The sequence below is a fragment of the Streptomyces sp. NPDC045778 genome, from assembly GCF_056431945.1.
Map to the genome: position 1 here is coordinate 314,758 of NZ_JBWKJZ010000007.1, position 23,860 is coordinate 338,617.

Annotated in this window: 18 protein-coding genes and 1 pseudogene; 9 read left to right on the top strand and 10 right to left on the bottom strand. The window is 72.4% G+C overall.

Translation table 11 applies throughout. From position 1 onward, the window contains the following. The first annotated feature begins 24 nt into the window (after positions 1-24). The 4 genes from AC07GB_RS12260 (at position 25) to AC07GB_RS12275 (ending at position 4,074) form a co-directional block, all read left to right on the top strand. The gene (locus tag AC07GB_RS12260) at positions 25-2,511 is read left to right on the top strand and encodes a sensor histidine kinase (RefSeq protein ID WP_478844256.1); all 2,487 of its coding nucleotides are present in this window, start codon (positions 25-27) and stop codon (positions 2,509-2,511) included. Further along, on the top strand, positions 2,508-2,942 hold the full coding sequence (locus tag AC07GB_RS12265; RefSeq protein ID WP_478844258.1) for a roadblock/LC7 domain-containing protein: 435 nt from the start codon (positions 2,508-2,510) through the stop codon (positions 2,940-2,942). Before AC07GB_RS12260 ends, AC07GB_RS12265 begins: the two co-directional genes overlap by 4 nt. Before the next feature lie 123 nt (positions 2,943-3,065). Further along, a complete protein-coding gene (locus tag AC07GB_RS12270; protein WP_478844320.1) occupies positions 3,066-3,479 on the top strand; it encodes a DUF742 domain-containing protein in 414 nt (137 codons plus the stop codon). Further along, positions 3,460-4,074: a GTP-binding protein gene (locus AC07GB_RS12275; protein WP_478844260.1), complete on the top strand. Its 615-nt coding sequence runs from the start codon at positions 3,460-3,462 to the stop codon at positions 4,072-4,074. The genes AC07GB_RS12270 and AC07GB_RS12275 overlap by 20 nt, the downstream gene beginning before the upstream one ends. 54 nt (positions 4,075-4,128) lie before the next feature. Here the strand turns inward: AC07GB_RS12275 and AC07GB_RS12280 are convergent, their stop codons facing one another. Then, positions 4,129-4,557 (bottom strand): PPOX class F420-dependent oxidoreductase, encoded by a 429-nt coding sequence (locus AC07GB_RS12280; protein ID WP_469921069.1) that lies wholly within the window; start codon positions 4,555-4,557, stop codon positions 4,129-4,131. 93 nt (positions 4,558-4,650) lie between these two features. On the opposite strand from AC07GB_RS12280, the gene AC07GB_RS12285 reads away from it, so the two are divergent. Both AC07GB_RS12285 and AC07GB_RS12290 read left to right on the top strand, forming a co-directional pair. After that, entirely contained in the window at positions 4,651-5,064 is a 414-nt protein-coding gene (locus AC07GB_RS12285) for a roadblock/LC7 domain-containing protein (protein ID WP_478844262.1), read from the top strand. A gap of 132 nt (positions 5,065-5,196) precedes the next feature. After that, complete coding sequence (locus tag AC07GB_RS12290; RefSeq protein WP_478844264.1) at positions 5,197-6,249, top strand: DUF6397 family protein; 1,053 nt, start codon at positions 5,197-5,199, stop codon at positions 6,247-6,249. A 48-nt stretch (positions 6,250-6,297) separates the two neighbouring features. Here the strand turns inward: AC07GB_RS12290 and AC07GB_RS12295 are convergent, their stop codons facing one another. The 3 genes from AC07GB_RS12295 to AC07GB_RS12305 all read right to left on the bottom strand — a co-directional run bounded on the left by AC07GB_RS12295 (position 6,298) and on the right by AC07GB_RS12305 (position 10,459). Continuing rightward, the gene (locus AC07GB_RS12295; protein WP_478844266.1) at positions 6,298-6,843 is read right to left on the bottom strand and encodes a tetratricopeptide repeat protein; all 546 of its coding nucleotides are present in this window, start codon (positions 6,841-6,843) and stop codon (positions 6,298-6,300) included. A gap of 105 nt (positions 6,844-6,948) precedes the next feature. After that, positions 6,949-7,848 (bottom strand): acyl-CoA thioesterase, encoded by a 900-nt coding sequence (locus AC07GB_RS12300; protein WP_478844268.1) that lies wholly within the window; start codon positions 7,846-7,848, stop codon positions 6,949-6,951. 37 nt (positions 7,849-7,885) lie between these two features. Beyond that, a complete protein-coding gene (locus AC07GB_RS12305) occupies positions 7,886-10,459 on the bottom strand; it encodes a DEAD/DEAH box helicase (RefSeq protein WP_478844270.1) in 2,574 nt (857 codons plus the stop codon). A gap of 61 nt (positions 10,460-10,520) precedes the next feature. Between AC07GB_RS12305 and AC07GB_RS12310 the strand changes: the two genes are divergently transcribed. Next, on the top strand, positions 10,521-11,315 hold the full coding sequence (locus tag AC07GB_RS12310; RefSeq protein ID WP_478844272.1) for a metal-dependent hydrolase: 795 nt from the start codon (positions 10,521-10,523) through the stop codon (positions 11,313-11,315). A gap of 29 nt (positions 11,316-11,344) precedes the next feature. Here the strand turns inward: AC07GB_RS12310 and AC07GB_RS12315 are convergent, their stop codons facing one another. Beyond that, positions 11,345-12,355: a helix-turn-helix domain-containing protein gene (locus AC07GB_RS12315; RefSeq protein ID WP_478844274.1), complete on the bottom strand. Its 1,011-nt coding sequence runs from the start codon at positions 12,353-12,355 to the stop codon at positions 11,345-11,347. A gap of 112 nt (positions 12,356-12,467) precedes the next feature. On the opposite strand from AC07GB_RS12315, the gene AC07GB_RS12320 reads away from it, so the two are divergent. After that, complete coding sequence (locus tag AC07GB_RS12320; RefSeq protein ID WP_478844276.1) at positions 12,468-13,919, top strand: pyridoxal phosphate-dependent decarboxylase family protein; 1,452 nt, start codon at positions 12,468-12,470, stop codon at positions 13,917-13,919. 28 nt (positions 13,920-13,947) lie between these two features. Here the strand turns inward: AC07GB_RS12320 and AC07GB_RS12325 are convergent, their stop codons facing one another. The 3 genes from AC07GB_RS12325 to AC07GB_RS12335 form a co-directional block, all read right to left on the bottom strand. Next, entirely contained in the window at positions 13,948-15,363 is a 1,416-nt protein-coding gene (locus AC07GB_RS12325) for an MFS transporter (RefSeq protein WP_478844278.1), read from the bottom strand. A gap of 1,339 nt (positions 15,364-16,702) precedes the next feature. Beyond that, on the bottom strand, positions 16,703-18,484 hold the full coding sequence (locus AC07GB_RS12330) for an ABC transporter ATP-binding protein (protein WP_478844280.1): 1,782 nt from the start codon (positions 18,482-18,484) through the stop codon (positions 16,703-16,705). Further along, on the bottom strand, positions 18,481-20,406 hold the full coding sequence (locus AC07GB_RS12335; RefSeq protein WP_478844282.1) for an ABC transporter transmembrane domain-containing protein: 1,926 nt from the start codon (positions 20,404-20,406) through the stop codon (positions 18,481-18,483). The genes AC07GB_RS12330 and AC07GB_RS12335 overlap by 4 nt, the downstream gene beginning before the upstream one ends. A 303-nt stretch (positions 20,407-20,709) precedes the next feature. Between AC07GB_RS12335 and AC07GB_RS12340 the strand changes: the two genes are divergently transcribed. Beyond that, positions 20,710-21,444, top strand: coding sequence for a L,D-transpeptidase family protein (locus tag AC07GB_RS12340; RefSeq protein ID WP_478844284.1), 735 nt, complete (start codon positions 20,710-20,712; stop codon positions 21,442-21,444). 62 nt (positions 21,445-21,506) lie between these two features. On the opposite strand, the gene AC07GB_RS12345 is transcribed toward AC07GB_RS12340, so the two are convergent. Beyond that, positions 21,507-22,955 carry a Gfo/Idh/MocA family protein gene (locus AC07GB_RS12345; protein ID WP_478844286.1) on the bottom strand — a complete coding sequence of 483 codons (1,449 nt, stop codon included), beginning with the start codon at positions 22,953-22,955 and terminating at the stop codon, positions 21,507-21,509. 148 nt (positions 22,956-23,103) lie between these two features. Further along, a pseudogene (locus AC07GB_RS12350) lies at positions 23,104-23,727 on the bottom strand (heterodisulfide reductase-related iron-sulfur binding cluster); the annotation flags it as partial. Positions 23,728-23,860 lie beyond the last annotated feature (133 nt).

The window sequence follows — 23,860 nt, forward strand, 5'->3', positions numbered from 1 at the left end:
CCCACCCTTCCGAACGAGGAGGCCATGCGCATACCCCGGAACGCCCCCGACCCCGCCACACCCGCCGAGCCCGCCCCGGCGCGCGGCCGCCGCGCGCACGCGGGCCCGCCCGCCGACGAGCCCCCGCCCGCAGAGGCCCCGCCCCACGGAGCAGGGCCCGCCGATACAGGGCTCCCACGCGTGGGACGCCGGTGGCCGCGCCCCCGCACGGTGCGCGCCAAGGTCGTATGCCTGCTGATGGTGCCGGTCGTCTCCCTCCTCGCGCTGTGGGCGTACGCGACCGTCAGCACCGCCCAGGACGTCGCGTCGCTACGGCAGACCCAGCGCGCCGACACCGCCGTGCGCGCCCCGGTCGCCGCAGCCGTCACCGCGCTCCAGGCCGAACGGACCGCGGCCGTGCGCCACGCGACCAGACCCACCGCGGACCGCGCCGCCGCCCTGCGCAGACAAGCGGACCGGACCGACCGGGCCGTGGCGAAACTACGCCTCGACGAGGACCACACGGTCGCCGACGGAGCGGGACTGCCCGCGGCCGTGGGCCACCGCCTCGACCAGTTCGCCACCGACGCCGAGCGGCTGCGTACCGTGCGCGGGTCCGTCCTCGACCGCCGCACCGGGTGGGACGACGCGTACGGGCAGTACACGAAGGCCATCACAGCCGCCTTCGGAGTCGGCGGCGCGCTGGCCGGCCTCCAGGGTGCCGAACAGGGCTCCCACGCGCGCGTGCTGCTCGAGTTCTCCAGGGCGGGCGAAATGCTGGCGCGCGAGGACACGTTGCTGGCCGGTGCCCGGCTCGTGGGCGCCCTCGACGGAGAGCGGCTGCGCCGCTTCACCGGAGCCGTGGACACCCGGCAGACGCTCACGGAAGCCGCCGTGAGGGACCTGCGCGGCCCCGAACGACGGGCATGGCAACGCCTCACCGGGAACCGCGCGTACGCCGACGTCCGGGCCGTCGAGGACAAGGTGCTGGCCGCCCGTCCCGGCAAGCAGGCCGTGGAAGCGGCACCCGCCCGCGTCTGGGACGCCGCCCACGCGACCGTGCGGGACGCCCAGCGCACCCTCGCGGAGCGTGCGGCACGTGATGCCGCGGACCGCGCCGACCCGTTGACGCGCGGAGTGTTCACCGTGGCGGGCGCCGCCGTGCTCTGCGGTCTCGCCGCGGTCGTGGCCTCACTCGTGATCTCCGTACGCATCGGCCGCGGCCTGGTCGTCGAGCTGGTCGGACTGCGCAACCGGGCCCTGGAGATCGCCCGTCGCCAACTCCCGCACGCCATGCGGAGGCTGCGCGCGGGCGAGGAGGTCGACATCGCCTCGGAGGCCCCCGAGGGGCCGCCCGCCGAGGACGAGGCGGGGCAGGTCGCGGAGGCGCTCGGCACGGTGCACCGCGCCGCGCTCAGCGCCGCCGTGGAGCGCGCCGAGCTGGCGAGCGGCATCTCCGGGGTCTTCGTGAACCTCGCGCGGCGCAGTCAGGTGCTCGTCCACCGGCAACTCGGCCTCCTGGACACGATGGAGCGACGAGCCGACGATCCGAACGAACTCGGTGACCTCTTCCGGCTCGACCACCTCACCACCCGCATGCGCCGACACGCCGAGAGCCTGATCATTCTCTCCGGAGCCGCACCGGGCCGCGCCTGGCGCGTTCCGGTGCCCCTGACGAACGTCGTACGCGCCGCGGTCTCCGAAATCGAGGACTACGCGCGCGTGGAGGTACGCCCCCTGCCCGAAGCCTCCGTGGCGGGCGGCGCGGTCGCCGACCTCACCCACCTGCTGGCCGAACTGGTCGAGAACGCCGCCCAGTTCTCACCGCCGCACACCAAGGTGCGGGTCACCGGTGAACCCGTAGGCAACGGCTACGCCCTGGAGGTCGAGGACAGGGGCCTCGGCATGACCGCCGACGCCCTCGCCGAGGCCAACCGGAGAGTCGAGGAGTCCGAGGCACTCGACCTGTTCGACAGCGACCAATTGGGCCTCTTCGTAGTGAGCAGACTCGCCGCGCGCCACGGCATCGGGGTGCGCCTGGTCACCTCTCCCTACGGGGGCACCACCGCCGTCGTCCTGTTGCCCACCGCACTGCTGCACCACGACGACCCCGCGCCTGCGCCGCACCACGAACCGGTGGAGCGGCCGTCCACCCGCGCACCCGGTCACAGTGCCGCCGTCGGCGCGCAGGGTGAACACCGGGCGCTGGGCCTGTCCGGCGAGCATCCCGCGCCGTCGCCGGCCGGCGTCACGGCACTGCGCCTGCGCGGGCCCGCGGACACGATGCCCTCCGGGGGCACACCCGCCCCAGAGCCCGTCACCCATCCGATGGACGAACTGCCCCGCCGCGTACGCCAGGCGAGCCTCGCCCCGCAGCTGAGGAAGCGCACACCCGTGACCGAGAGCCCCGACATCGCCGCCGAACGCAGCCCTGAGCGCGTACGAAGCCAACTGGCCGCCTACCGGGACGGCTGGGCCCGAGGCGGCGGGCGCCCACCCGGCAGCGCCAGGAGCGAAGGAGACCCCGCATGATCCAGGAAACCGGCCTCACCGCGAACCGGCCCGGCGAACTCGACTGGCTCCTCGACGACCTGGTGGCACGCGTCGGCGACGTGCGGCACGCGGTCGTGCTGTCCAACGACGGGCTCGCGGTCGGCGCCTCCACGGCCCTCGCCCGCGAGGACTCCGAGCACCTGGCCGCCGTCGCCTCCGGGTTCCACAGCCTCGCCAAGGGCGCGGGACGGCACTTCGGAGCGGGCGGCGTGCGCCAGACGATGGTCGAGATGGACGACGCCTTCCTGTTCGTGGCCGCGGCGGGCGACGGCTCCTGCCTCGCCGTCCTCAGTACGGTCACCGCTGACATCGGCCTCGTCGCGTACGAGATGGCGCGCATGGTCAAGCGCGTCGGGGCGCATCTGACGACCCCCGCGCGCTTCTCCGAACCGCCGCCGAGCACCGGATGACCGAGGCGGCCGGACATGATGACCGACAACCCGGACGCGATGACGGACAGCCCGGACGTGATGACCGAGAACCCGGACGCGACGACGGACAGCCCGGGCGTGATGACCGACAACGCGGGCGTGATGACCGACAACAGTGACGGCGCCGCGCGACGGCACGGCAGCCAGTGGTACGACGGCGAAGCGGGGCCCCTGGTCCGTCCGTACGCGATGACCGGCGGACGCACCAGACCGGCAGCCAGTGGTGTGCGGTTCGACCTGATCGCCCTGGTCAGCCTCACCAAGGGGGCCTTGCGTCCGGGCGACGACGCGGCGCTCGGCCCCGAACACCGGGTGCTGCTCGGTCTGTGCCGCGCCGACCCCCAGTCCGTCGCCGAACTCGCCGCCGGTGCCGACCTGCCCGTGGGCGTGGTCAGGGTGCTGCTCGGCGACCTCCTGGAGGAGGGCCGCGTTCAGGTGCGCCGGCCCGTGCCTCCCGCCCAGCTCCCTGACGAGACGATCCTGCGAGAGGTGATCGATGGGCTCCGAGCGCTCTGACGCCGCGGCCGACGAGACCGGTGACGACACGCCCCTGGCGTTGAAGATCCTGGTCGCCGGAGGCTTCGGCGTGGGCAAGACCACGTTGGTCGGCGCCGTGAGCGAGATCCGGCCACTGCGTACGGAGGAATTCCTCAGCGAGGCGGGCCAGTCGGTGGACGACACCGACGGCGTGGACCGCAAGGTCACGACCACGGTCGCGATGGACTTCGGCCGCATCACCATCAGGTCCGGGCTCTCCCTGTACCTCTTCGGCACCCCGGGACAGGACCGCTTCTGGTTCCTGTGGGACGAGCTGTCCCAGGGAGCCCTCGGCGCCGTGGTCCTCGCGGACACGCGGCGGCTCGAGGACTGCTTCCCCGCCGTGGACTACTTCGAGCACCGCGACATCCCCTTCGTCGTCGCCGTCAACTGCTTCGCCGACGCGCGGACGTACGGCGCGCACGACGTGTCACGGGCCTTGGACCTCGACCGCGGGACACCCGTGGTCCTGTGCGACGCCCGGGACCGTGACTCGGGGAAGGAGGTGCTGATTCGCCTCGTCGAGTACGCCGGGCGGAGGCATACCGCCCGGCTGCTCGACTCGGTCGGCTGACGGGCCGCCCCGCCCACCCCGCGCGCCACACCGGTGTGAGCTGGCAGCGCGCCCTCAGTCGGAGACGGCCGCGTACGCGAGCACCTTGTCGATCCTCACCCGTACGAGGAGTTCCCCCGGCACGCCGTTGCGCGCGCCGAACTCCTCGGCCCGGTCCTCGCCCATGTAGCGCCCGCCGATGCGGGCCGCCCAGTGCCGCACCTGCTCCAGGTCCTCGGACAGTTCGGCCCTGCCTTGCAGGACGACGAAGGCGAATGGAGGCGCGTCGTCGTCGACGCACAGTGCCACACGCCCGTCGCGTGCGAGATTGCGCCCCTTGACAGTGTCCTTGCCGGTGTTGAACACGAGGTCGTCCCCGTCGAGGAGGAACCAGATCGGAGCCACGTGCGGGCTGCCGTCGGCGCGGACGGTGGACAGCTTGCCCGTCCGGGTGCCCTGCGAGACGAAGGCCCGCCACTGTTCGTCAGTCATCTTCTGTGCCATGTCCCCATCATGCTTGCCGGGACGCCGCAGGTGGTGAAGGCTGGCAGGTCAGATCCTCCAGCCAGGGGGAGCGAGACACGGGGAGAAGGGACCATGGCGCAGAACACGGGCCTGGGCTGGCTGCTCGACGACCTGACGAAGCGCGTGGAACACGTACGGCACGCGCTGGTGCTGTCCAACGACGGCCTGGTGACGGGGGCGAGTTCGGACCTGCCGCGCGAGGACGCCGAGCACCTGGCGGCGGTCTCGTCCGGCCTGCACAGTCTGGCGAAGGGCTCCGGACGCCACTTCCACGCGGGCCGCGTACGCCAGACGATGATCGAGTTCGATGACGCCGTCCTGTTCGTGACCGCGGCGGGCGAGGGCAGCTGTCTGTGTGTCCTCAGCTCGGCGCAGGCCGACATAGGCCAGGTCGCGTACGAGATGACACTACTGGTGAACCGTGTCGGGGAGCACCTCGGCGTAGACGCCCGGCATCCGGAGCGGACACCGGTCGTAGACCTCTGACCTGCTACTGACTCGCTTCTGACCTGCGTGAACGCGGGCGAGAGCAGAGTTATCCACAGGCCGAGCGGGAGGAGGGCCGCGCGAGCTACGGTTTTTCCCAGGAGCAGTGACCAAGCACGGGGGAGAACCGCCATGACTGGCGACACGCAGACGATGACGCAACCCGCGTCCACCACGCCCACGGAAGGGGCCGCCCCGCCGACGGCCCCGGCCGGCCGGTCCGCACCGCTGGCGCGCAGCCGCGCCGCGCGGGAACTGGGCCTCAAGCGCGGCGAGTTCGAGCTGGCTGTGATGCTGGGCCGGGTCCGTACGGTCCCCGACCCGGCGGGGACGCGCCGCCGGGTCAGCAGGGAGGAGATCGACCGCGTCCGTGAGACACCCGGCTTCCCGGAGTCCTTGCGCGAAGGCGTCAGGGCCGTGGGGACCGCCGAGGGCGCGGCATTGCTGGACATCACCCAGGCCCGCTTCACCCGGCTCGCCCGCACGGGGGTGCTGACGCCGGTCAAGTTCTATCTGAACCGTTACCGAGCCGTCGTTTGGCTCTATCTGGTGGAAGAGCTGCGCGAGTTCGCCGCGTGCGAGGCCAACGCTCCGCTGCTCACCGGCCGTGCGCCCGACCTGATGCGGGCCCAGCTGGCGAGCGGTGTGGACCTGCGGGCCCGCAACTGGCGCCGTCGCCAGGTGGGCTTCCTGCTGCGGCAGTCGGAGGACCCCTGGGAGCGCGTGGCGGTGACGGCTTCCTTCCTGGACCCGATGAGCCTCGCCGAACTGGTCCGGGATCCGTATGAGCGGGCGTATCTGCACCGCCTCGGACCCCAGCCGCTCACCCAGGCCGCCCCCGAATCCCCGACGACCCGCATCGTCGAGCGGCTCACCACGGCCGACGACCCCGACGAGATCAGCTGGTTGCGGGCCAATCTGGGCCTCGGCCTGGCGGAGGCCCGGCGGCACCGGCCCGCACCACGGCCGGGCCGCCCGCCCATCATGGCCGCCCCGCGCCTACATCGAGCGCCGGAGCAGCCGCTGACAGCCGCGACCGGTGACGGACGCGGAGCGGGCCAGCCCTCGCTGCCCTTCTCCTCGACCCCGGCGGTCGCTCCCCCGGCGAGGGACGCGGGCCGCAGGGAAGAGCCTCGCGGCCTGCTGAGGTGGCTGCGCCGCAGGCGCGCACAGCCGGAGGACTGAGAGCACACCGGATGGCCGCGGACTGGCGGTGCGACGGCGGCTGTCGCGTCAGACGGTCGCGTCGAGGTCCTCGGCGTAGTGCTCGATGGCGGGACGGTAGGCGGCGATCTCCGGGTCCCGGCTCGTGGCGGCGACCAGGTTCAGCAAGATCGTCATGGCGTCGTGGGCCTGGCCCGTGTTGTACAGCGCCATGGCGAGGAAGGTCCGCAGCGCTCCGTCGTCGGGGTACTCCGCCACCGCGTCCCGAAGGGTGGCGACGGCCTCCGGATATTGGCCGAGGACGCGGTATGTACTGCCGAGGCCGAGGAGTGCCCCGCGGCGGTCCTCGTCGGAGAGGCCGCGGTGCTTGATCGCGCGCAGATAGTGCGGCAGCGCCTCGGCTTCGAGGCCGAGCGTGTCGTGCACCCAGGCCGTCTGGTAGGCGACTTCGGCGTCACGGGGGTGGCTCTCGCTCAGGGCGAGCAGGAGGACGCGGGCCTCCTCACGGCTTCCGCTCTCCCGCAGTCGCACGGCCCGGGCGAGTAGCTCGTCCCGGCCGCGGCCTTCCGCAGCGGCCGTGCCGCTCGCCCGTCCCGCGTCGTCGATGCCGTTCATGCCGTGCTCCCGTTCCCCGTAACCGTCCCCCGTGCCAGGAGGCATCCGTGTCCCGTCACCCGAACCGAACCCGCCGCCCCCCGGCGACGGGGCCCGCCATGGGGCTCAGCCGTCCGACCGGCCACCCGGGTGGCGGGGCGTGTGCGGGCGGAACAGGCCTTCCTGGACGACCGATACGAGCAGCCGCCCCTCACGATCGTAGATCCGTCCGCGCGCCAGGCCGCGGCCCCCCGTCGCGATGGGCGACTCCTGGTCGTACAGGAACCACTCGTCGGCGCGGAACGGACGGTGGAACCACATGGCGTGGTCCAGCGAGGCCATGTCGAAGCCGCGCGGCCCCCACAGCGGCTCCACCGGGATGCGGACGGCGTCCAGGAGCGTCATGTCGCTCGCGTACGTGAGCGCGCAGGTGTGCACGAGCGGGTCGTCGCCCAGCGGGCCGACGGCACGCATCCACACCGCGCTGCGCGGCTCGGCGTCCTTGACCTCCTCGGCGGTCCAGCGCAGCCGGTCCACGTAGCGGATGTCGAAGGGCTGGCGCCGGGCCATGCGCTCCAGCTGCTCGGGGAGCGCGCCCAGATGTTCCTTGATCTCTTCGGCGACCGTCGGCAGCGACTCCGGGTCGGGGGCGTCGATACGCGGCGGGAGCTGGTGTTCGAAAGCGCCCGGTTCTGCCTTGTGGAAGGAGGCGGTGAGGTTGAAGATGGTGCGGCCCTGCTGGACGGCCGTGACGCGGCGCGTGGTGAAGGAGCGCCCGTCACGGACCCGTTCGACCTGGTACACGATGGGCATGCCCGGGCGGCCCGGGCGCAGGAAGTACGCGTGCAGCGAGTGCACCGGCCTGTCACCCTCCGTGGTGCGCCCGGCCGCCACCAGTGCCTGCCCGGCGACCTGCCCGCCGAAGACACGCTGCAAGGACTCCTGGGGGCTGCGGCCGCGGAAGATGTTCACCTCGATCTGTTCGAGGTCCAGCAGGTCGACCAGGCGGTCCGCGGGATTGTTCATGGGAAGTCCTCGACTTCTGTCCGGGAACGAGGGGGGCTCAGAGCTGGCCGACGTCCGTGACCCGGACGACGGCACGGCCCTCCGCGTCGGAGGCCGCGAGATCGACCTCGGCGCTGATGCCCCAGTCATGGTCGCCGTTGGGGTCGGCGAACGTCTGGCGGACGCGCCACAGACCGTGCTCAGGATCCTCCTCGATGCGCAACAGCTTGGGGCCGCGCGCGTCCGGCCCGGTGCCCAGGTCCTCGTACTCGTCCCAGTACTTGTCCATGGCCTCGCCCCACGCGTCCGCGTCCCAGCCGGACTCGGCGTCCATCTCGCCGAGCTCGTCCACCTGGTCGAGGGCGGCCAGCTCGACACGGCGGAAGAGCGCGTTGCGCACGAGCACGCGGAAGGCGCGGGCGTTGGCCGTGACCGGCTTGACCTCGTCGGCCTTCTCCTGCGCCTCCTCGGCCGTCATGACCTCCGGGTTCGCGAGCTGCTCCCACTCGTCGAGGAGGCTGGAGTCCACCTGGCGGACCATCTCGCCGAGCCAGGCGATCAGGTCCTCCAGGTCCTCGGACTTCAGGTCGTCCGGGATGGTGTGCTCCAGGGCCTTGTACGCGCTCGCCAGGTAGCGCAGCACGATGCCCTCGGTGCGGGCCAGCTCGTAGAAGGAGGTGAACTCGGTGAACGACAGCGCCCGCTCGTACATGTCCCGGATCACGGACTTCGGGGACAGGGGGTGGTCGCCCACCCACGGGTGGCTGGTCCGGTAGGTGTTGTAGGCGTGGAAGAGGAGGTCCTCCAGCGGCTTCGGGTAGGTGATGTCCTGGAGCCGCTCCATGCGCTCCTCGTACTCGACGCCGTCGGCCTTCATCAGGGCCACGGCCTCACCGCGCGCCTTGTTCTGCTGGGCGGCGAGGATCTGGCGCGGGTCGTCAAGGGTGGACTCCACGACGGAGACCATGTCGAGGGCGTACGACGGCGACTCGGGGTCGAGGAGTTCGAAGGCGGCCAGGGCGAAGGTGGACAGCGGCTGGTTGAGCGCGAAGTCCTGCTGGAAGTCGACGGTCAGGCGCACGACGCGGCCGGTGGCGTCCGGCTCGTCGAGCTTCTCCACGACGCCGCCGTCGAGCAGCGAGCGGTAGATGGCGATGGCGCGGCGGATGTGGCGCAGCTGCTGCTTGCGCGGCTCGTGGTTGTCCTCCAGGAGGCGGCGCATCGCATCGAAGGCGTTGCCGGGACGGGCGATCACCGCGAGGAGCATGGTGTGGGTGACGCGGAAGCGGGACGTCAGCGGCTCCGGCTCGGAGGCGATGAGCTTGTCGAAGGTGTTCTCCGTCCAGCCCACGAAGCCTTCGGGCGCTTTCTTGCGCACCACCTTGCGCCGCTTCTTCGCGTCGTCGCCCGCCTTCGCGAGGGCCTTCTCGTTCTCGATGACGTGCTCGGGCGCCTGCGCCACCACGAAGCCCGCCGTGTCGAAGCCCGCGCGCCCGGCGCGGCCCGCGATCTGGTGGAACTCGCGGGCGCGCAGGGTGCGCACGCGGCTGCCGTCGTACTTGGTGAGCGCGGTGAACAGCACGGTGCGGATGGGCACGTTCACGCCCACGCCGAGGGTGTCGGTGCCACAGATGACCTTCAGAAGGCCGGCCTGGGCGAGCTTCTCCACGAGCCGCCGGTACTTGGGCAGCATCCCGGCGTGGTGGACGCCGATGCCGTGCCGCACGTAGCGCGAGAGGTTGCGGCCGAACTTGGTGGTGAAGCGGAAGTTGCCGATCAGCTCGGCGATCTGGTCCTTCTCGGCGCGCGTGCACATGTTGATGCTCATCAGCGACTGCGCCCGCTCGACGGCCTGGGCCTGCGTGAAGTGCACGATGTAGACCGGGGCCTGCTTGGTGTCGAGAAGCTCGGTGAGCGTCTCGGTGATGGGTGTGAGGCGGTACTCGTACGACAGCGGGACGGGGCGCGTCGCGGAGCGGACGATCGACGTGGGGCGGCCGGTGCGCCTGGTGAGGTCCTTCTCGAACATCGACACGTCGCCGAGCGTCGCCGACATCAGGATGAACTGTGCCTGCGGCAGCTCGAGCAGCGGGATCTGCCAGGCCCAGCCCCTGTCGGGCTCGGCGTAGAAGTGGAACTCGTCCATGACGACCTGGCCGATGTCGGCGTCCTTGCCGTCGCGCAGCGCGATGGAGGCGAGGACCTCGGCGGTGCAGCAGATGACGGGGGCGTCGGCGTTCACGGAGGCGTCGCCGGTGAGCATGCCGACGTTCTCGGTGCCGAAGAGCTTGCACAGCTCGAAGAACTTCTCCGACACCAGGGCCTTGATCGGTGCGGTGTAGAAGGTGGCCTCGTCGCGGGCGAGGGCCGCGAAGTGCGCCCCGGCCGCGATCATGCTCTTGCCGGATCCGGTGGGTGTCGAAACGATCACGTTCGCGCCGGACACGACCTCGATCAGAGCCTCCTCCTGGTGGGGATAGAGGGTGATGCCGCGCTCCTGGGCCCAGCCTTCAAAGGCTTCGTAGAGGGCATCGGGGTCGGCGTCCTGCGGCAGCTGATCGATAAGGGTCACACCCCCATCTTGCCTTCCCGCCGCCCGGATCAGGGAACCGGACGACAGCTCCAAGATCATGAACGTTACGCTGGGTCGCCAACGGGGCATCGCGACAATGGAAATGGGGCGGGCAGCAGCGATGATGGGACCGGCACACTCACTGTCGGGGGCGGCGGCCTGGCTGGGGGTCGGCGCGGCCGCCACGGCCGCCGGGCACTCCATGCCCTGGCCGGTTCTGCTCGTCGGCGCCCTGATCTGTGCCGGGGCCGCGCTCGCCCCGGACCTCGACCACAAGTCGGCGACCATCTCGCGCGCCTTCGGTCCGCTCTCCCGCGGCCTGTGCGAGATCGTCGACAAGCTCTCGTACGCCGTCTACCGCGCCACGCGCAAGCCGGGGGATCCGCGTCGCTCCGGCGGGCACCGGACGCTCACCCACACCTGGGTGTGGGCCGTCCTGATCGGCGCGGGCTCGTCGGCGCTCGCCGGTCTCGGCGGCCGCTGGGCGGTGCTCGCCCTGCTCTTCGTGCACATGGTGCTCGCCATCGAAGGGCTGCTGTGGCGGGCGGCGCGTGGTTCGAGCAGCGACGTGCTGGTGTGGCTGCTCGCCGCGACCAGCGCCTGGATCATGGCCGGGGTTCTGGACAAACCGGGCAATGGTTCGGACTGGCTGTTCACCGGGGACGGCCAGGAGTATCTGTGGCTGGGCCTTCCGATCGTGCTCGGCGCGCTGGTGCACGACATCGGGGACGCGCTGACCGTGTCCGGGTGTCCGATCCTGTGGCCCATCCCGATCGGCCGGAAGCGCTGGTATCCGATCGGGCCGCCGCGGGTGCTGCGGTTCCGCGCGGGCAGCTGGGTCGAGCTGAAGGTGCTGATGCCGGTGTTCATGCTGCTCGGAGGAGCGGGCGGCGCGGTCGCGCTGAACTTCGTCTGAGGCCGGGCCGGCGGCGCGACGGCCCCCGCTCAGGGGCTGACGGCGTCGTCGGCGGCGGCGAGGCGCGGCCGCCGCGCGCCGAACGTGCGGCGGTAGGCGGCCGGTGTGGTGCCGAGCCCGCGGTGGAAGTGCTGGCGCAGGACGTTGCCGGTGCCGAAGCCGGCGCGCTCGGCCACGGTGTCGACGGGCAGGTCCGTGGTCTCCAGGAGTTCCCGCGCCCGGGCGAGGCGCTGCTGGATCAGCCGGCGCAGCGGGGTGAGCCCCGTCTCACGGGCGAAGTGACGGCCGAACGTCCGCGTGCTCATCGCGGCGCGGTCGGCGAGCTGCCCGATGGTCAGGGGCTCGTGGAGATGGCGCAGCGCCCAGTCCAGGACCGGTGCGAGCCCGTGGCCGTGGGCGCTGACGGCCGTGCTCGGCGGGACGTACTGCGCCTGGCCGCCTTCGCGGTGCGGAGCGATCACCATGCGGCGGCCGACCTCGGCGGCCACGGCGGAGCCGAAGTCCTGGCGGACGATGTGCAGGCACAGGTCGATGCCCGCGGCGGTGCCCGCGCTGGTGAGGACCGGGCCCTCGTCCACGTAGAGGGCGCGTTCGTCGACGTGGACGCGCGGGTAGTGGCGGCGCAGCTCGGCGGAGTGCATCCAGTGGGTGGTGGCGGTGCGCCCGTCGAGCAGACCGGCGGCGGCCAGGACGAAGGCGCCCGAGCACAGGGCGGCGATCCGCGTCCCCCGCCGATGGGCCGCGCGCAGGGCGTCGACGAGGGCGGCGGGCGGCTCGTAGTCGGGGGTGAGGCAGGCCGGGACGACGACGAGGTCGGCGTCGTGGATCGCGTCGAGACCGCGGTCGGCCTGGAGACGCAGCCCGTTGAGGGAGAGCTGCGGGCCCCTCGGCACCTGGCACAGTGCCAGCTCGTACCAGCGCGGGTCGAGGTCCGTCCGATCGCGGCCGAACACTTCGCAGGGCACGGCCAGCTCGAAGAGCGGACTGTTGTCGAGGACCGGCACGGCCACCCGCAAGCGTCGGCTCCGGGGCGTGGGCATGGCGTAAATCTAGTGGACCGTGACGTTACCGCCACTGTCAGGGGCGGGGCCAGGGGCCGATGCTGGGCGCATGACGCAGGGATCTTCAGAGATTCAGGGATCTTCAGAGCGGATGGTGGGGGCGCCGGGCCCGTTGGAGCTGGGGAGCGAGGAGGCCGCGCGACTCCTCGAGGTGGCGAGCGACCTCGTGGTGCGGCACGTCGAGGAGGTGCCAAAGGGCCCGGTCTCCCCGGCCGCGCTCGGCACCGGGGAGATCCGCGCCTGGCTGGGCGGATACGACTTCGCTGCGGCCAGGCCGGGCGAGGAGGTGCTCACGGAGGTGATGGGCGCGCTGCGGAGCTGGGGCGTGCAGACGACGCATCCGCGCTACTTCGGCCTCTTCAACCCGACACCGACGTGGTGGGGGGTGGCGGGCGAGCTGCTCACCGCGGGTGTCAATCCACAGCTGGCCGCGTACAGCCACGCTCCGGCCGCCGTCGAGATCGAGCGGCACGTGCTGCGCTTCCTCGCGGACCGCCTCGGGCTGCCCCCTGCCTCGGAGGGCACCTTCACGGTCGGGGGAGCGGAGGCGAACCTGACGGCCGTGGTCGTGGCGCTGACCCGCCGCTTCGAGAAGTACGCGGAGCAGGGGCTGGCGGGTGCGCGCGCCTGCCCCGTCCTCTATACGTCCGCCGAGAGCCATCTGGCCTGGCTGAAGATCGCGCACCTCACGGGGCTCGGCCGTGAGGCCGTGCGGCTGGTGCCGGTGGACGCGGGGTGCCGGATGGACGTGACGCGGCTGCGGGCGTTGCACGAGGCGGACGTGGCGGCGGGCAAGGTGCCGTTCCTGCTGGTGGGGACGGCGGGGACGACCGGGGGCGGGGTCCTCGACCCACTGCCTGAGCTGGCCGGACTCGCGCGGGAGTGGGGGCTGCACTTCCACGTCGACGCGGCCTGGGGCGGGGCGGTAGCTCTGTCGGACCGGCTGCGACCGTTGCTGGCCGGTGTGGAGGAGGCGGACAGCGTGACCGTCGACGCGCACAAGTGGCTGTCAGCGCCGATGGGCGCCGGGATGTTCGTGACCCGGCACGCGGGGGCGCTGGCGGAGAGCTTCCGGGTGGACACCACGTTCATGCCGGATACGGAGGGGGTGGGTGATCCGTATGTGACGAGCGTGCAGTGGTCGCGCCGTTTCGCGGGCCTGAAGATGTTCCTCGCGCTGGCCGCGGTGGGGCGGCGGGGGTTCGCGGAACAGCTGGAGCGCGATGTCGCGAGGGGGGAGCTGTTGGCGCGGAGCCTGGGTGAGAGCGGGTGGTGCCGGATCAATGAGACGCCATTGCCGGTGGTGTGCGTGGTGGATCCTGACGCGGACGCGCTGGGGGAGGAGCGCAGCCTGCGCTGGCACACGGCTGTCGCCGAGGAGGTGGTGCGAAGCGGCCGTGCGTGGATTGCCCCGATCCGGCTGGCCGGGCGGCCTGCGCTGCGGTTGTGTGTCACCAGCTACCGGACGCGTGAGCGGGACATCGAGGAGACGGTGTCCGCCCTGACCGAGGCGCGGGGGACGATGCCCCTGCCGCCGCCCTGACCAGGCCGCTCGGTGATCCGGGGCGAGGTCACGGGCCGGGCCCCGTCCCACGCCCGGCGCGGCCCTTGTCTCGGCTCGCCTCTCCGGTGCGCGCTCCGGCCAGCCGTGCTCCGAGAGCCCGCCACACGGTGATGAGCAGGCACACCGCGACACAGCCCGCCGCGGTGATCCGTAGCGCGACGTCGGGGGCGGCCCCGGAGCCCGCCCCACCGGGCTGGCCGGTGACGGCCCCGGCGAGGCTCACGCCGAGGCCGGCGGTGACGGTGACGGCGGTCTTGGTGACGCCGGGGGCCTCACCCGCCCGTTCGGGGCTGATGACGGCCTGAGTGGCGATGAGGGTCAGCGAGTTGGCGACGCCGAGGACCGCGCCGCACACGGTGGCAGTGGCGAGGAACGCCGTCAACGAGGAGGCGAGGGACAGCGAGCCGAGGGCAAGGGCCGCCGCTCCCAGGCAGCTGAGCAGGAGCGGCACGGCGCCGTGTGTCGGTACGCGCCCGGCGAGGGGGCCCGCGAGCGCCAGGGCGAGGGCCGGGGCGAGGAAGGCGACGCCCGCCGACGTGACCGAGAGGGCCCACTGCCCTTGGAGGGTGAGGGGGACGACGAACAGGAACATCACGGTCGCGGTGTTGGCGGCGGCCCCGGCGAGGGTGAGCGCGATGTAGGGACGGTTGCGGAAGAGGGTGAGGCGTATCAGAGGCCGCGGGGCGGCCCGCTCGTGGCGTACGAACAGAATCAACAGACCGGTTACGAGCAGGGCTCCGCCGCCTGCGGCCGTAAGGGGCAGGGTGGGGCCGCGGTCGATGAGGACGCTGAGCGCCGCGAGGGCGGCCGTCGCGGTGAGCAGACCTCGCCAGTCGACGGTGCGGGACGCGTCGGCGTCGTAGCTCTCGGCGGTACGCGACGCGCAGACGGCGCCGAGAGCGGCGAGCGGGACGTTGAGCCAGAAGATCGCCCGCCAGGACAGTGCCTCGGTGAGGGCGCCGCCGGCGAATGGTCCGCAGGCGGTGGCGACGCCGCCGATGCCGAGCGCCCAGCCGGTGGCGCGGCCACGCAGGTCGCCGGGGTAGACGTTGGTCAGCAGTGAGAGCCCCACCGGCATGGTCAGCGCCGCGCCCGCGCCCTGCGCCACGCGGGCGCCGACGAGGGCGGGCAGCGTCGTGGCGACCGCGCACGCCATGGAGGCCGCGCCGAACAGGGTGAGGCCGGCGACCAGGAGCCGCCGTCGCCCGAAGAGGTCGCCGAGGCGTCCGGCGCCGAGCATCAGGGTGCCGGTGGACAGCAAGTACGCGCTGATCACCCACTGGAGTCCGGTTCCTGCGATGTGCAGGTCGCGGCCGATCTGTGCCAGCGCGAGGTTCAGGCCGAACGCGTCGAGATGGATACAGAAGACGCCCAGGGACAGGGCGAGGAGGGCCCACCGGCGCTCACCGGCCGAGGCTGTCATGTTTCCGCCCTCCTGAGACGCCGCTGTGCGGGGCTCGTCGCTGGTCGTGGATACCGCTGTAGGGGCGTATGAGGCCGTCTGCCCCGGGCCGGTCGCGGTGGAAGTACTGGGTGGGGGAGGGGAATTGGCGCAGCCGGAGGGCGCCCTTGCCGTCAGGGGTCAGGGCGTCGCTGCTGGAGATCCAGTAAAGGGGGCCGCGGAAGACCACGTGAGATCAAGGGAGGCCCGCGCACACTGGCTTACCGTGCGTCCGGGAAACCGGCGAAAGGTGAATCCCGAAAAGCTGAGAGCCGGAGCGCCGGAGCGCCAGAGAACCGGAGAACCTGAGACCCGGAGGCACCGGAACCTGCGAGCCCGCTGAAAGGCGCGTGAGCGCTGAAAGAAGGGCCGCTGCCCTCGGGAGTCGCTCGACGAACGACTGAAGCAGCATCACCGCAACTGGAGCAGCATCACCGTAACTGACACGGATTCACTTGCCAACCCCTTCGCCCGTGCGGTCACACGCCCACGGAATCGGCGCAAATCGACACTCCTCGCGTCGCGGAGGCCGCGATTTCGGCCATCAAAGCCGGAGGGCGGGCGAAGGCCCTGGCGGAGGGTGATGCCATGGGGCGCCGCGCCGTCGCGCGTCACGACCGGCGATGCGCCACCCGTGACGGACTGCCGTGTCCGTGCTGCCCGTACCCGGTCGGGCCTGGAATGTTGCCGCGACAAGCCGGAAAGGTCCGGTTTCGCGGGTCGGCGGCCTGAATCAGACCCCTGGGTGTTGGCTGCTGTTCGACACCCTGTTAGTAATTTCTTGCCGCATAAGAGGGGCGGTTGTCGGGCGTTTGTCGAAGGCCCGGTAACAGACTTCCGGAATGGCCCCAGGTGGTGCGGCGGCGCTATGGCGCATGAACGCGATGAATGCGTGACAGCCCCGGACGATCCTCGACCCAGGCAATTCCCGCACTTCTCTCCACCGAATCGGGCGGATGTGATGGCGTTGACCGCGCAGGAACTCGTTCAGGCCGTCGGGCCGCGGCGGGTGCTGCGGAACAGGTGCTTACGTGTGCCGCGAACGCGGCGGCCCACGGCGTCGTACGGCGGCCCGTGGACGGGGGCCCGACAGCCTGAGACCGGTCCGCCCGCTCCTCTACCTCCCCCGGGAGGAGCGGGCGGACCCCAGCCGTGACAGCGGCTCTTGTGACCTTGTCGAGGGGCCGCGCCGAGAACGGCGCGGCCGAGGAGGGGAGACGGTGGCCCGGTGCGACCCGGGCCACCGCCCCGCCCTGCGAAGCTCGGCCACCCCGTCATCCGCGCCGGGACTGGTGCCGCCCCCGCTCGTCCCGTCGCCGCGTCACCCGTGCCAGGACTTCCACAGCGCCGCGTACGCCCCTTGGGCGCGCACCAGCTCGTCGTGGCTGCCGAGTTCGCTGATGCGTCCGCTCTCCACCACGGCGATGACGTCGGCGTCGTGCGCGGTGTGCAGGCGGTGCGCGATGGCGACCACCGTGCGGCCCTCCAGGACCCGGGACAGCGAGCGCTCCAGGTGCCGGGCCGCGCGCGGGTCCAGGAGCGAGGTCGCCTCGTCGAGGACCAGAGTGTGCGGATCGGCGAGGACGAGCCGGGCCAGGGCGATCTGCTGGGCCTGCGCGGGCGTCAGGCTCAGGCCGCCCGAACCGACCTCCGTGTCGAGGCCCTCGTCGAGGTCACGCGCCCAGGTGTGCGCGTCGACCGCGCCGAGGGCGGCCCACAGCTCGGCGTCCTCGGCCCCGGCCCTGGCCAGGCGCAGGTTGTCGCGCAGGGAGCCGACGAACACGTGGTGCTCCTGGTTGACGAGCGCCACATGCGCGCGCACTCCCTCCGCGGGCATCCGGGCCAGCTCGGCGCCGCCGAGGGTCACCTGACCCGTGCGCGGTCCGTAGATCCCGGCGAGCAGCCTGCCGAGCGTGGACTTGCCCGCGCCGGAGGGGCCGACGAGGGCCACCCGCGAGCCGGGCTCGACGGCGAGGGACACCTCGCGCAGCACGTCGACGCCCTCGCGGTAGCCGAAGTGGACGTCGTCCGCGAGGACGTCACGCCCGTCGGGCACCACGCCCGCGTCACCGGCGTCCGGCTCGATGTCACGCACACCCACGAGCCGGGCCAGCGAGACCTGCGCCACCTGGAGTTCGTCGTACCAGCGCAGGATGATCCCGATCGGGTCGACGAGCATCTGCGCGATCAGCGTGCCCGTCGTCAGCTGGCCCACGCCGATCCAGCCCTCGAGGACGAACCAGCCGCCGATCATCAGGACCGAGAAGAGGACGGTGACGTGGGTGGCGTTGATGACGGGGAAGAGGACCGACCGCAGGGAGAGCGTGTAGCGCTCCCAGGCCGTCCACTCCTTGATGCGGCGCTCGGACTGCTCGACGCGGCGCGCGCCGAGCCGGTGTGCCTCCACGGTGCGGCCCGCGTCGACGGTCTCGGCGAGCGCGGCGGCCACGGCGGCGTAGCCCGCGGCCTCCGAACGGTACGCGGACGGCGCCCGCTTGAAGTACCAGCGGCAGCCGACGACGAGCAGCGGCACGGCGACGAGCAGCGCGGGCGCCAGCGGCGGCGCGGCCACCGCGAGCCCGCCGACGAGCAGCGCAAGCCAGACCACGCCGATGGCCAGCTGCGGCACGGCCTCGCGCATGGCGTTGGCGAGCCGGTCGATGTCCGTGGTGATGCGGGACAGCAGATCACCGGTCCCGGCCCGCTCCAGGACACCCGGCGGCAGCCCGACCGACCGCACGAGGAAGTCCTCCCGCAGGTCCGCCAGCATCCGCTCGCCCAGCATCGCGCCGCGCAGCCGCACCTGGTGCACGAACGCGGCCTGCACGACGAGCGCGAGCGCGAACAGGACCACGGTGCGCTCCAGATGGATCTGCCGCGCGTCGTCCGCCACGTCCTCGACGAGGCCGCCGAGCAGATAGGGCCCCACCATCGAAGCGGTCACGGCGAGCGTGTTCACCACCACGAGCAGGACGAAGGCCGTGCGGTGCCGCCGCAGCAGCTCGCGCACATAGGTCCGTACGGTCGCCGGGGCGCCGACGGGCAGCGTCTCCGCCGTGGTCGGGGCCGCCGGGTCGTACTCCGGCGGCGCCAGGCCGATCATGCCGTCTCCTCGATGTCGATGGTGTGCTCGTCCAGGGCGCCCGCGGACTGCGCCGCACCGGCCGCCTCGGCCGCCTCGGTGTCGGTCTCCCGCGTGACGACCGCCCGGTACTCCGGCCGCGTGACCACGAGTTCGCGGTGCACGCCGACGGCGGCGACCTCGCCGTCGCGCAGGAACACGACCCGGTCGGCGCGGTCCAGTAGCAGTGGCGACGAGGTGAGGACCACCGTCGTACGGCCCGCGCGCAGCTCGTGCAGGCCGTCCGCGATCCGGGCCTCCGTGTGGGAGTCGACGGCGGACGTCGGCTCGTCCAGGACCAGTGCCTCGGGGTCGGTGACCAGCGACCGTGCGAGCGCCAGGCGCTGCCGCTGGCCGCCGGACAGGGAACGGCCGCGTTCGGTCAGGTGCGCGGCCATCGGATCGTCGGCCACGGAACCCTGCACCAGCGCGTCGAGGACGTCGGCGCACTGCGCGGCGGCCAGCGCCCGCCGCGGGTCGACCGCCCCGGACGCCGGTACGTCGAGCAGCGACCGCAGCGTTCCGGAGAGCAGCACCGGGTCCTTGTCCTGTACGAGGACGGCGGTACGGGCCGTGTCGAGCGGCAGGCCGTCGAGAGGGACGCCGCCGAGGCGCACCGACGGCAGGTCGGTCTCGAACGCCGGGTGCCCGCCGAGCCGTTCGGCGAGCCGTCCGGCCGCGTCCGGGTCGCCGCACACGACGGCGGTGAGCCGTCCGGCCGGGGCGAGCAGGCCGGTGGCGGGGTCGTAGAGGTCTCCGGTGGGCACCCCCGACTCTCCGGTGGGTGCCCCCGATTCTCCGGTGGGTGCCCCCGATTCCCCGGTGGGCGCCCCCGATTCTCCGGTGGGCGCCGCCGCTGCTTCGGCGGTCGCCGCGGACGCGCCCCTCTCCGCGCCCGCGGCCCCGCCCGCGCGCTCCAGCGAGAGCACCCGGGCCGCCCGCTTCGCGGAGGGACGGGAGAAGGAGTACGCCATGGCGATCTCCTCGAAGTGCCGCAACGGGTAGTTGAGCAGCATCACCGCGCTGTAGACGGTGACGAGTTCGCCGACCGTGACGCGGCCCTCGCGGGCCAGGTGCACGCCGTGCCAGACGAGCCCGATCAGCAGCAGTCCGGGCAGCAGGACCTGCACGGCGGAGATCACCGCCCACATGCGCGCGCTGCGCACGGCGGCGGCCCGCACCTCCTGCGAGGCGTCGCGGTAGCGATCCAGGAACAGCTCCTCGCCGCCGATGCCGCGCAGCACCCGGAGGCCCGCGACGGTGTCCGAGGCCAGTTCGGTGGCCCGCCCCGCCTTCTCGCGCTGGTGGTCGGCGCGGCGGGTCGCGCGCGGCAGCAGCGGAAGGACCGCGATAGCGAGCACGGGGATGCCGATGGCGACGACGACGCCGAGCCCGGGCTGGTAGACGACCAGGCCCACGCACACCACGAGGACGGTCAGGGCCGCCGCCGCGAACCGCGACAGGGCCTCCACGAACCAGCCGATCTTCTCCACGTCACCGGTGGACACCGCCACGACCTCACCCGCGGCCACCCGCCGGGTGAGGGCGGCCCCGAGCAGCGCGGTCTTGCGGGCGAGCAGCTGCTGCACGCGCGCGGCGGCGGTGATCCAGTTGGTGACAGCGGTGCGGTGGAGCATCGTGTCGCCGCCCGCGATGGCGAGCCCCGCGAGCAGGACGACCCCGCCGGCGACCGCGAGCCGTGTGCCCGAGCCGTCGATCACGGCCTGTACGGCGAGGCCGACCATGTAGGGCAGCGCGGCGATGCCGAGGAAGTGCAGCAACCCCCAGGCCAGCGACTTGAGCTGGCCGCCCACCTGGTTCCGGCCGAGCCACAGCAGGAAGCGGGGGCCGGAGCGGACGTCGGGCTCGCCCGGATCGGCGTACGGAAGATCACGAATGTGCATGGGATCCCAGCTTCGGTGCGGTACGCGCGGCGGTGACAGTGACAGTGACAGTGACAGTGACAGTGACAGTGACAGTGATGTGACAGTGGCGGTGACGAGAGACGCGGAGGACGTGGCGGACGCCACGAAGCCCAGCCCCCGCCGAACGACACGCTGAACGCGGTAACAAACCGTGCAAGGTTCGCCTCGCACCGTGGCCCGAAGCAAACGATTTTCCGGTGTCCGGCAAAGAGTCGGCCATTCCTGCGGGCCGGGCGGGGGCGCCGACGAGGGACCGCAGGACCCAGTGCGACCATGGAGCGCATGCGTAGAGCCGGTGTGGTGCGAACGGCGGCCGCGGCCGCCGCCTGCTCAGTCGTCCTGACGTCCTGCGGCGGCTCGGGGGGCGACGAGGGCGGCGACGCGGCGCACTCCGCGCAGGGCGGCGGCCGCGGCACGGCCAGGACCGCCGCAGACCCCAAGCGCATCCCCGGTGTCGGCGACCGGCTCCAGTCCCGGATCCCGAAGAACGCCCGCCAGGTCGTCGCCGTCTACGGCGAGGAGAAGGACTCGGCGAAGGCCACCGTCGTCCTGTACACGAAGACGGGCGCCACCTGGAAGAAGACGCGCAGCTGGCCCGCCCACAACGGCAAGAAGGGCTGGACCCCGGACCACCGCGAGGGCGACAAGCGCAGCCCGGTGGGCGTGTTCTCGCTCAGCGACGCGGGCGGCGTCCTCGCCGACCCCGGCGCGAAGCTCCCGTACACGCGGACCGCGTCCCTCCAGGCCCCGCACTACTGGCCCAAGACGCACTGGCACGACTTCGACTACGTCGTCGCGATCGACTACAACCGCGTCAAGGGCACCCCGCCGAACGACCCGACGCGCCCGCGGGGCCAGTCCAAGGGCGGCAGCATCTGGCTGCACATGGACCACGGCAGCGGCACATCGGGCTGTGTGAGCCTGTCGAAGTCCGGCATGGAGTACCTGCTGCGCACCCTGGACCCGCAGCGGCACCCCGTAGTCGTGATGGGGGACAGGGCGACCCTCAAGACCTGAGAGCCGCCCTTACAAAGCCCCGCTACCAGGCCCCGCTACAAGCCCCCGCTACAAGGCCCCGCTCACGCCTCCTTCGGCTTCTCCGAGTCCATGCCCGGCCGCGCCTTCCGCCACAGGCCCCGGGTGAAGTCGGGGATCTCCTGCGGCGCGCCCTTCGCCTTGATGGAGGCGTGGCTCAGCGGCACCGGCGCGGTCCACGTCGCCGCGTCGTACACGTCGAAGTCGGGGACGAGGCCGAGCCGCATGCACTGCATCAGGCGGAACACCAGGAGGTAGTCCATGCCGCCGTGCCCGCCCGGTGGGTTGGCGTGTTCCTTCCACAGCCAGTGGTCGAACTCCGCCGCGTACGTGGAGAAGTCGCCCCACCGGTCGTCGGTGTGGTCCGGCTCGATGTAGATGCGCGCGGGATAGTCCTCGAAGAGGCCCTTGGTGCCGCCGAGGCTGTTGACACGGCTGTAGGGGTGCGGGGTCGAGACGTCGTGCTCCAGGCGGATGACCCGGCCCTTGGCGGTCTGCACCAGGCTGATGGTCCGGTCGCTCTCGATGTACGTCTCCTTCCAGCTCGGGTCGCCCGGCGGCATGTGTGCCTTGCGGTACTCGGCGAGGCCGAGGGCGGGCGTGCCGAAGCTGGAGATGTGCGTGGCGCGGTCGCCGCGGTTGATGTCCAGGTAGTTGGCGGTGGGCCCGAAGCCGTGGTTGGGGTACAGGTCGCCGCGCAGCCGGGTGTGCCACAGGCGGCGCCACGGGGTTTCGTAGTAGTCGGGGTCGAACATCAGGGCGCGCAGGTCGTGGTTGTAGGCGCCGGCCGCGTGCAGCAGGTCGCCGAACTTGCCCGCGTGCGCCATGCGCAGCACGCGCATCTCGTTCTTGCCGTAACAGCAGTTCTCCAGTTGCAAGCAGTGTCTGCGGGTGCGTTCGGACAGGTCGACGAGTTCCCACAGGTGGTCGAGGCGGAGCGCGAGGGGACACTCGACGCCGACGTGCTTGCCGTTCAGCATGGCCGACTTGGCCATGTCGAAGTGCCAGTCCCACGGCGTCGCCACGTACACGAAGTCGACGTCGCCGCGCGCGCAGAGCTTCTCGAAGTCGTGGTCCCCGTTGGTGTACGTCGCGGGGGCCGGCTGGCCCGCGGCGACGACCTTCTTCGCGGCCGCCGCGGTCTGGTCCTTGGCCGGGTCGCACAGCGCGACGACCCGTACGCCCGGCTGCGCGAGGAACAGGTCGATCATGCCGCCGCCGCGGTTGCCGAGGCCGATGATGCCGACGCGGACGGTGGACCGTCCCTCGAACGGTACGCCGATCATGGTCTTGCCCTTGCGGGCGGGCGCGGGCGCGGGCGCGGCGGCGGGGCCTTCGGCCGCGTCGCGCGTACCTGCGTGGGCGGCGCCGCCGCCCGCGAACGTGCCGAGCCCGAGCCCGGCCCCCGCGATTCCGGCGGTGCGCAGGACCGCGCGCCGGGAGTGACCGTCGGTGGATTCGTCAGGTGCCGGTGTCGCGTTCTCGTCGTGCATCGGACCTCCGTCGTCACAGTGCCATGTCACTGGGCGGGGCCCACCCTGATGGCGGTGTGCACGTGACGCAAGAGACCGCGGTGGCCGAGGGCTTGGACTTTTCTTCCCCCGGGAGCGGGAGCGGGAGCGGGAGCGGAAGGGCGGAGGGTCAGGGCCGCGTCGCCCGCTCCAGGTCCAGCAGGACCGACCGGTACTCCCGGCCCGTGGCCTGTTCCATGCCCACCTCGCACATGCGGTTGGCCGAGAGGTACGCGTCGTAGGACCGGGCCGTGACCTCCGCGGCCTCCGCGCGGGTCGCGGACGCGCTCAGCTCGGGGTGCAGCATCCCCCGGTCGCCCGCGAAGGCGCAGCAGCCCGTGTCGTCCGGTACGACCACCTCGTCCGCGCAGGCCTCGGCGACGGTCCGCAGCTGCGGCTCGTCGCCCAAGTGCCGCATGGAGCACGTGGGGTGGAGCACGGCGGTGCCCACGGTCCTGCGGACGGTCAGGCGGGGCAGCAACTCCTCGGCGGCCCAGACGACGGAGTCGACGACGGTCAGCTCCGCGTGCAGGGCGCGGTTGTCGGCCGTCAGGTACGGCACGACGTCGTGCGCGATGCCGAGCGCGCAGGACGAGGCGTCCACGACGAGCGGCAGGGCCCCGCCCGCGGTCCAGCCCCAGGCGGCCTCGACGACGCGGTTGGCCATCACGCGGTTCCCGGTCTCATACCCCTTGGAGTGCCAGATCGTCGCGCAGCACGTACCGGACACGTCGTCCGGAATCCACACGGGCCTGGGGGGGGGGGGGGGGGGGGGGGAGGGGGGGGGGGGGGGGGGGGGGGGGGGGGTTGGGGGGGGGGGGGGGGGGGGGCGCGGGGGGGGGGGGGGGGGGGGGGGCGGGGGGGGGGGGGGGGTTGGGTGTCTTGTC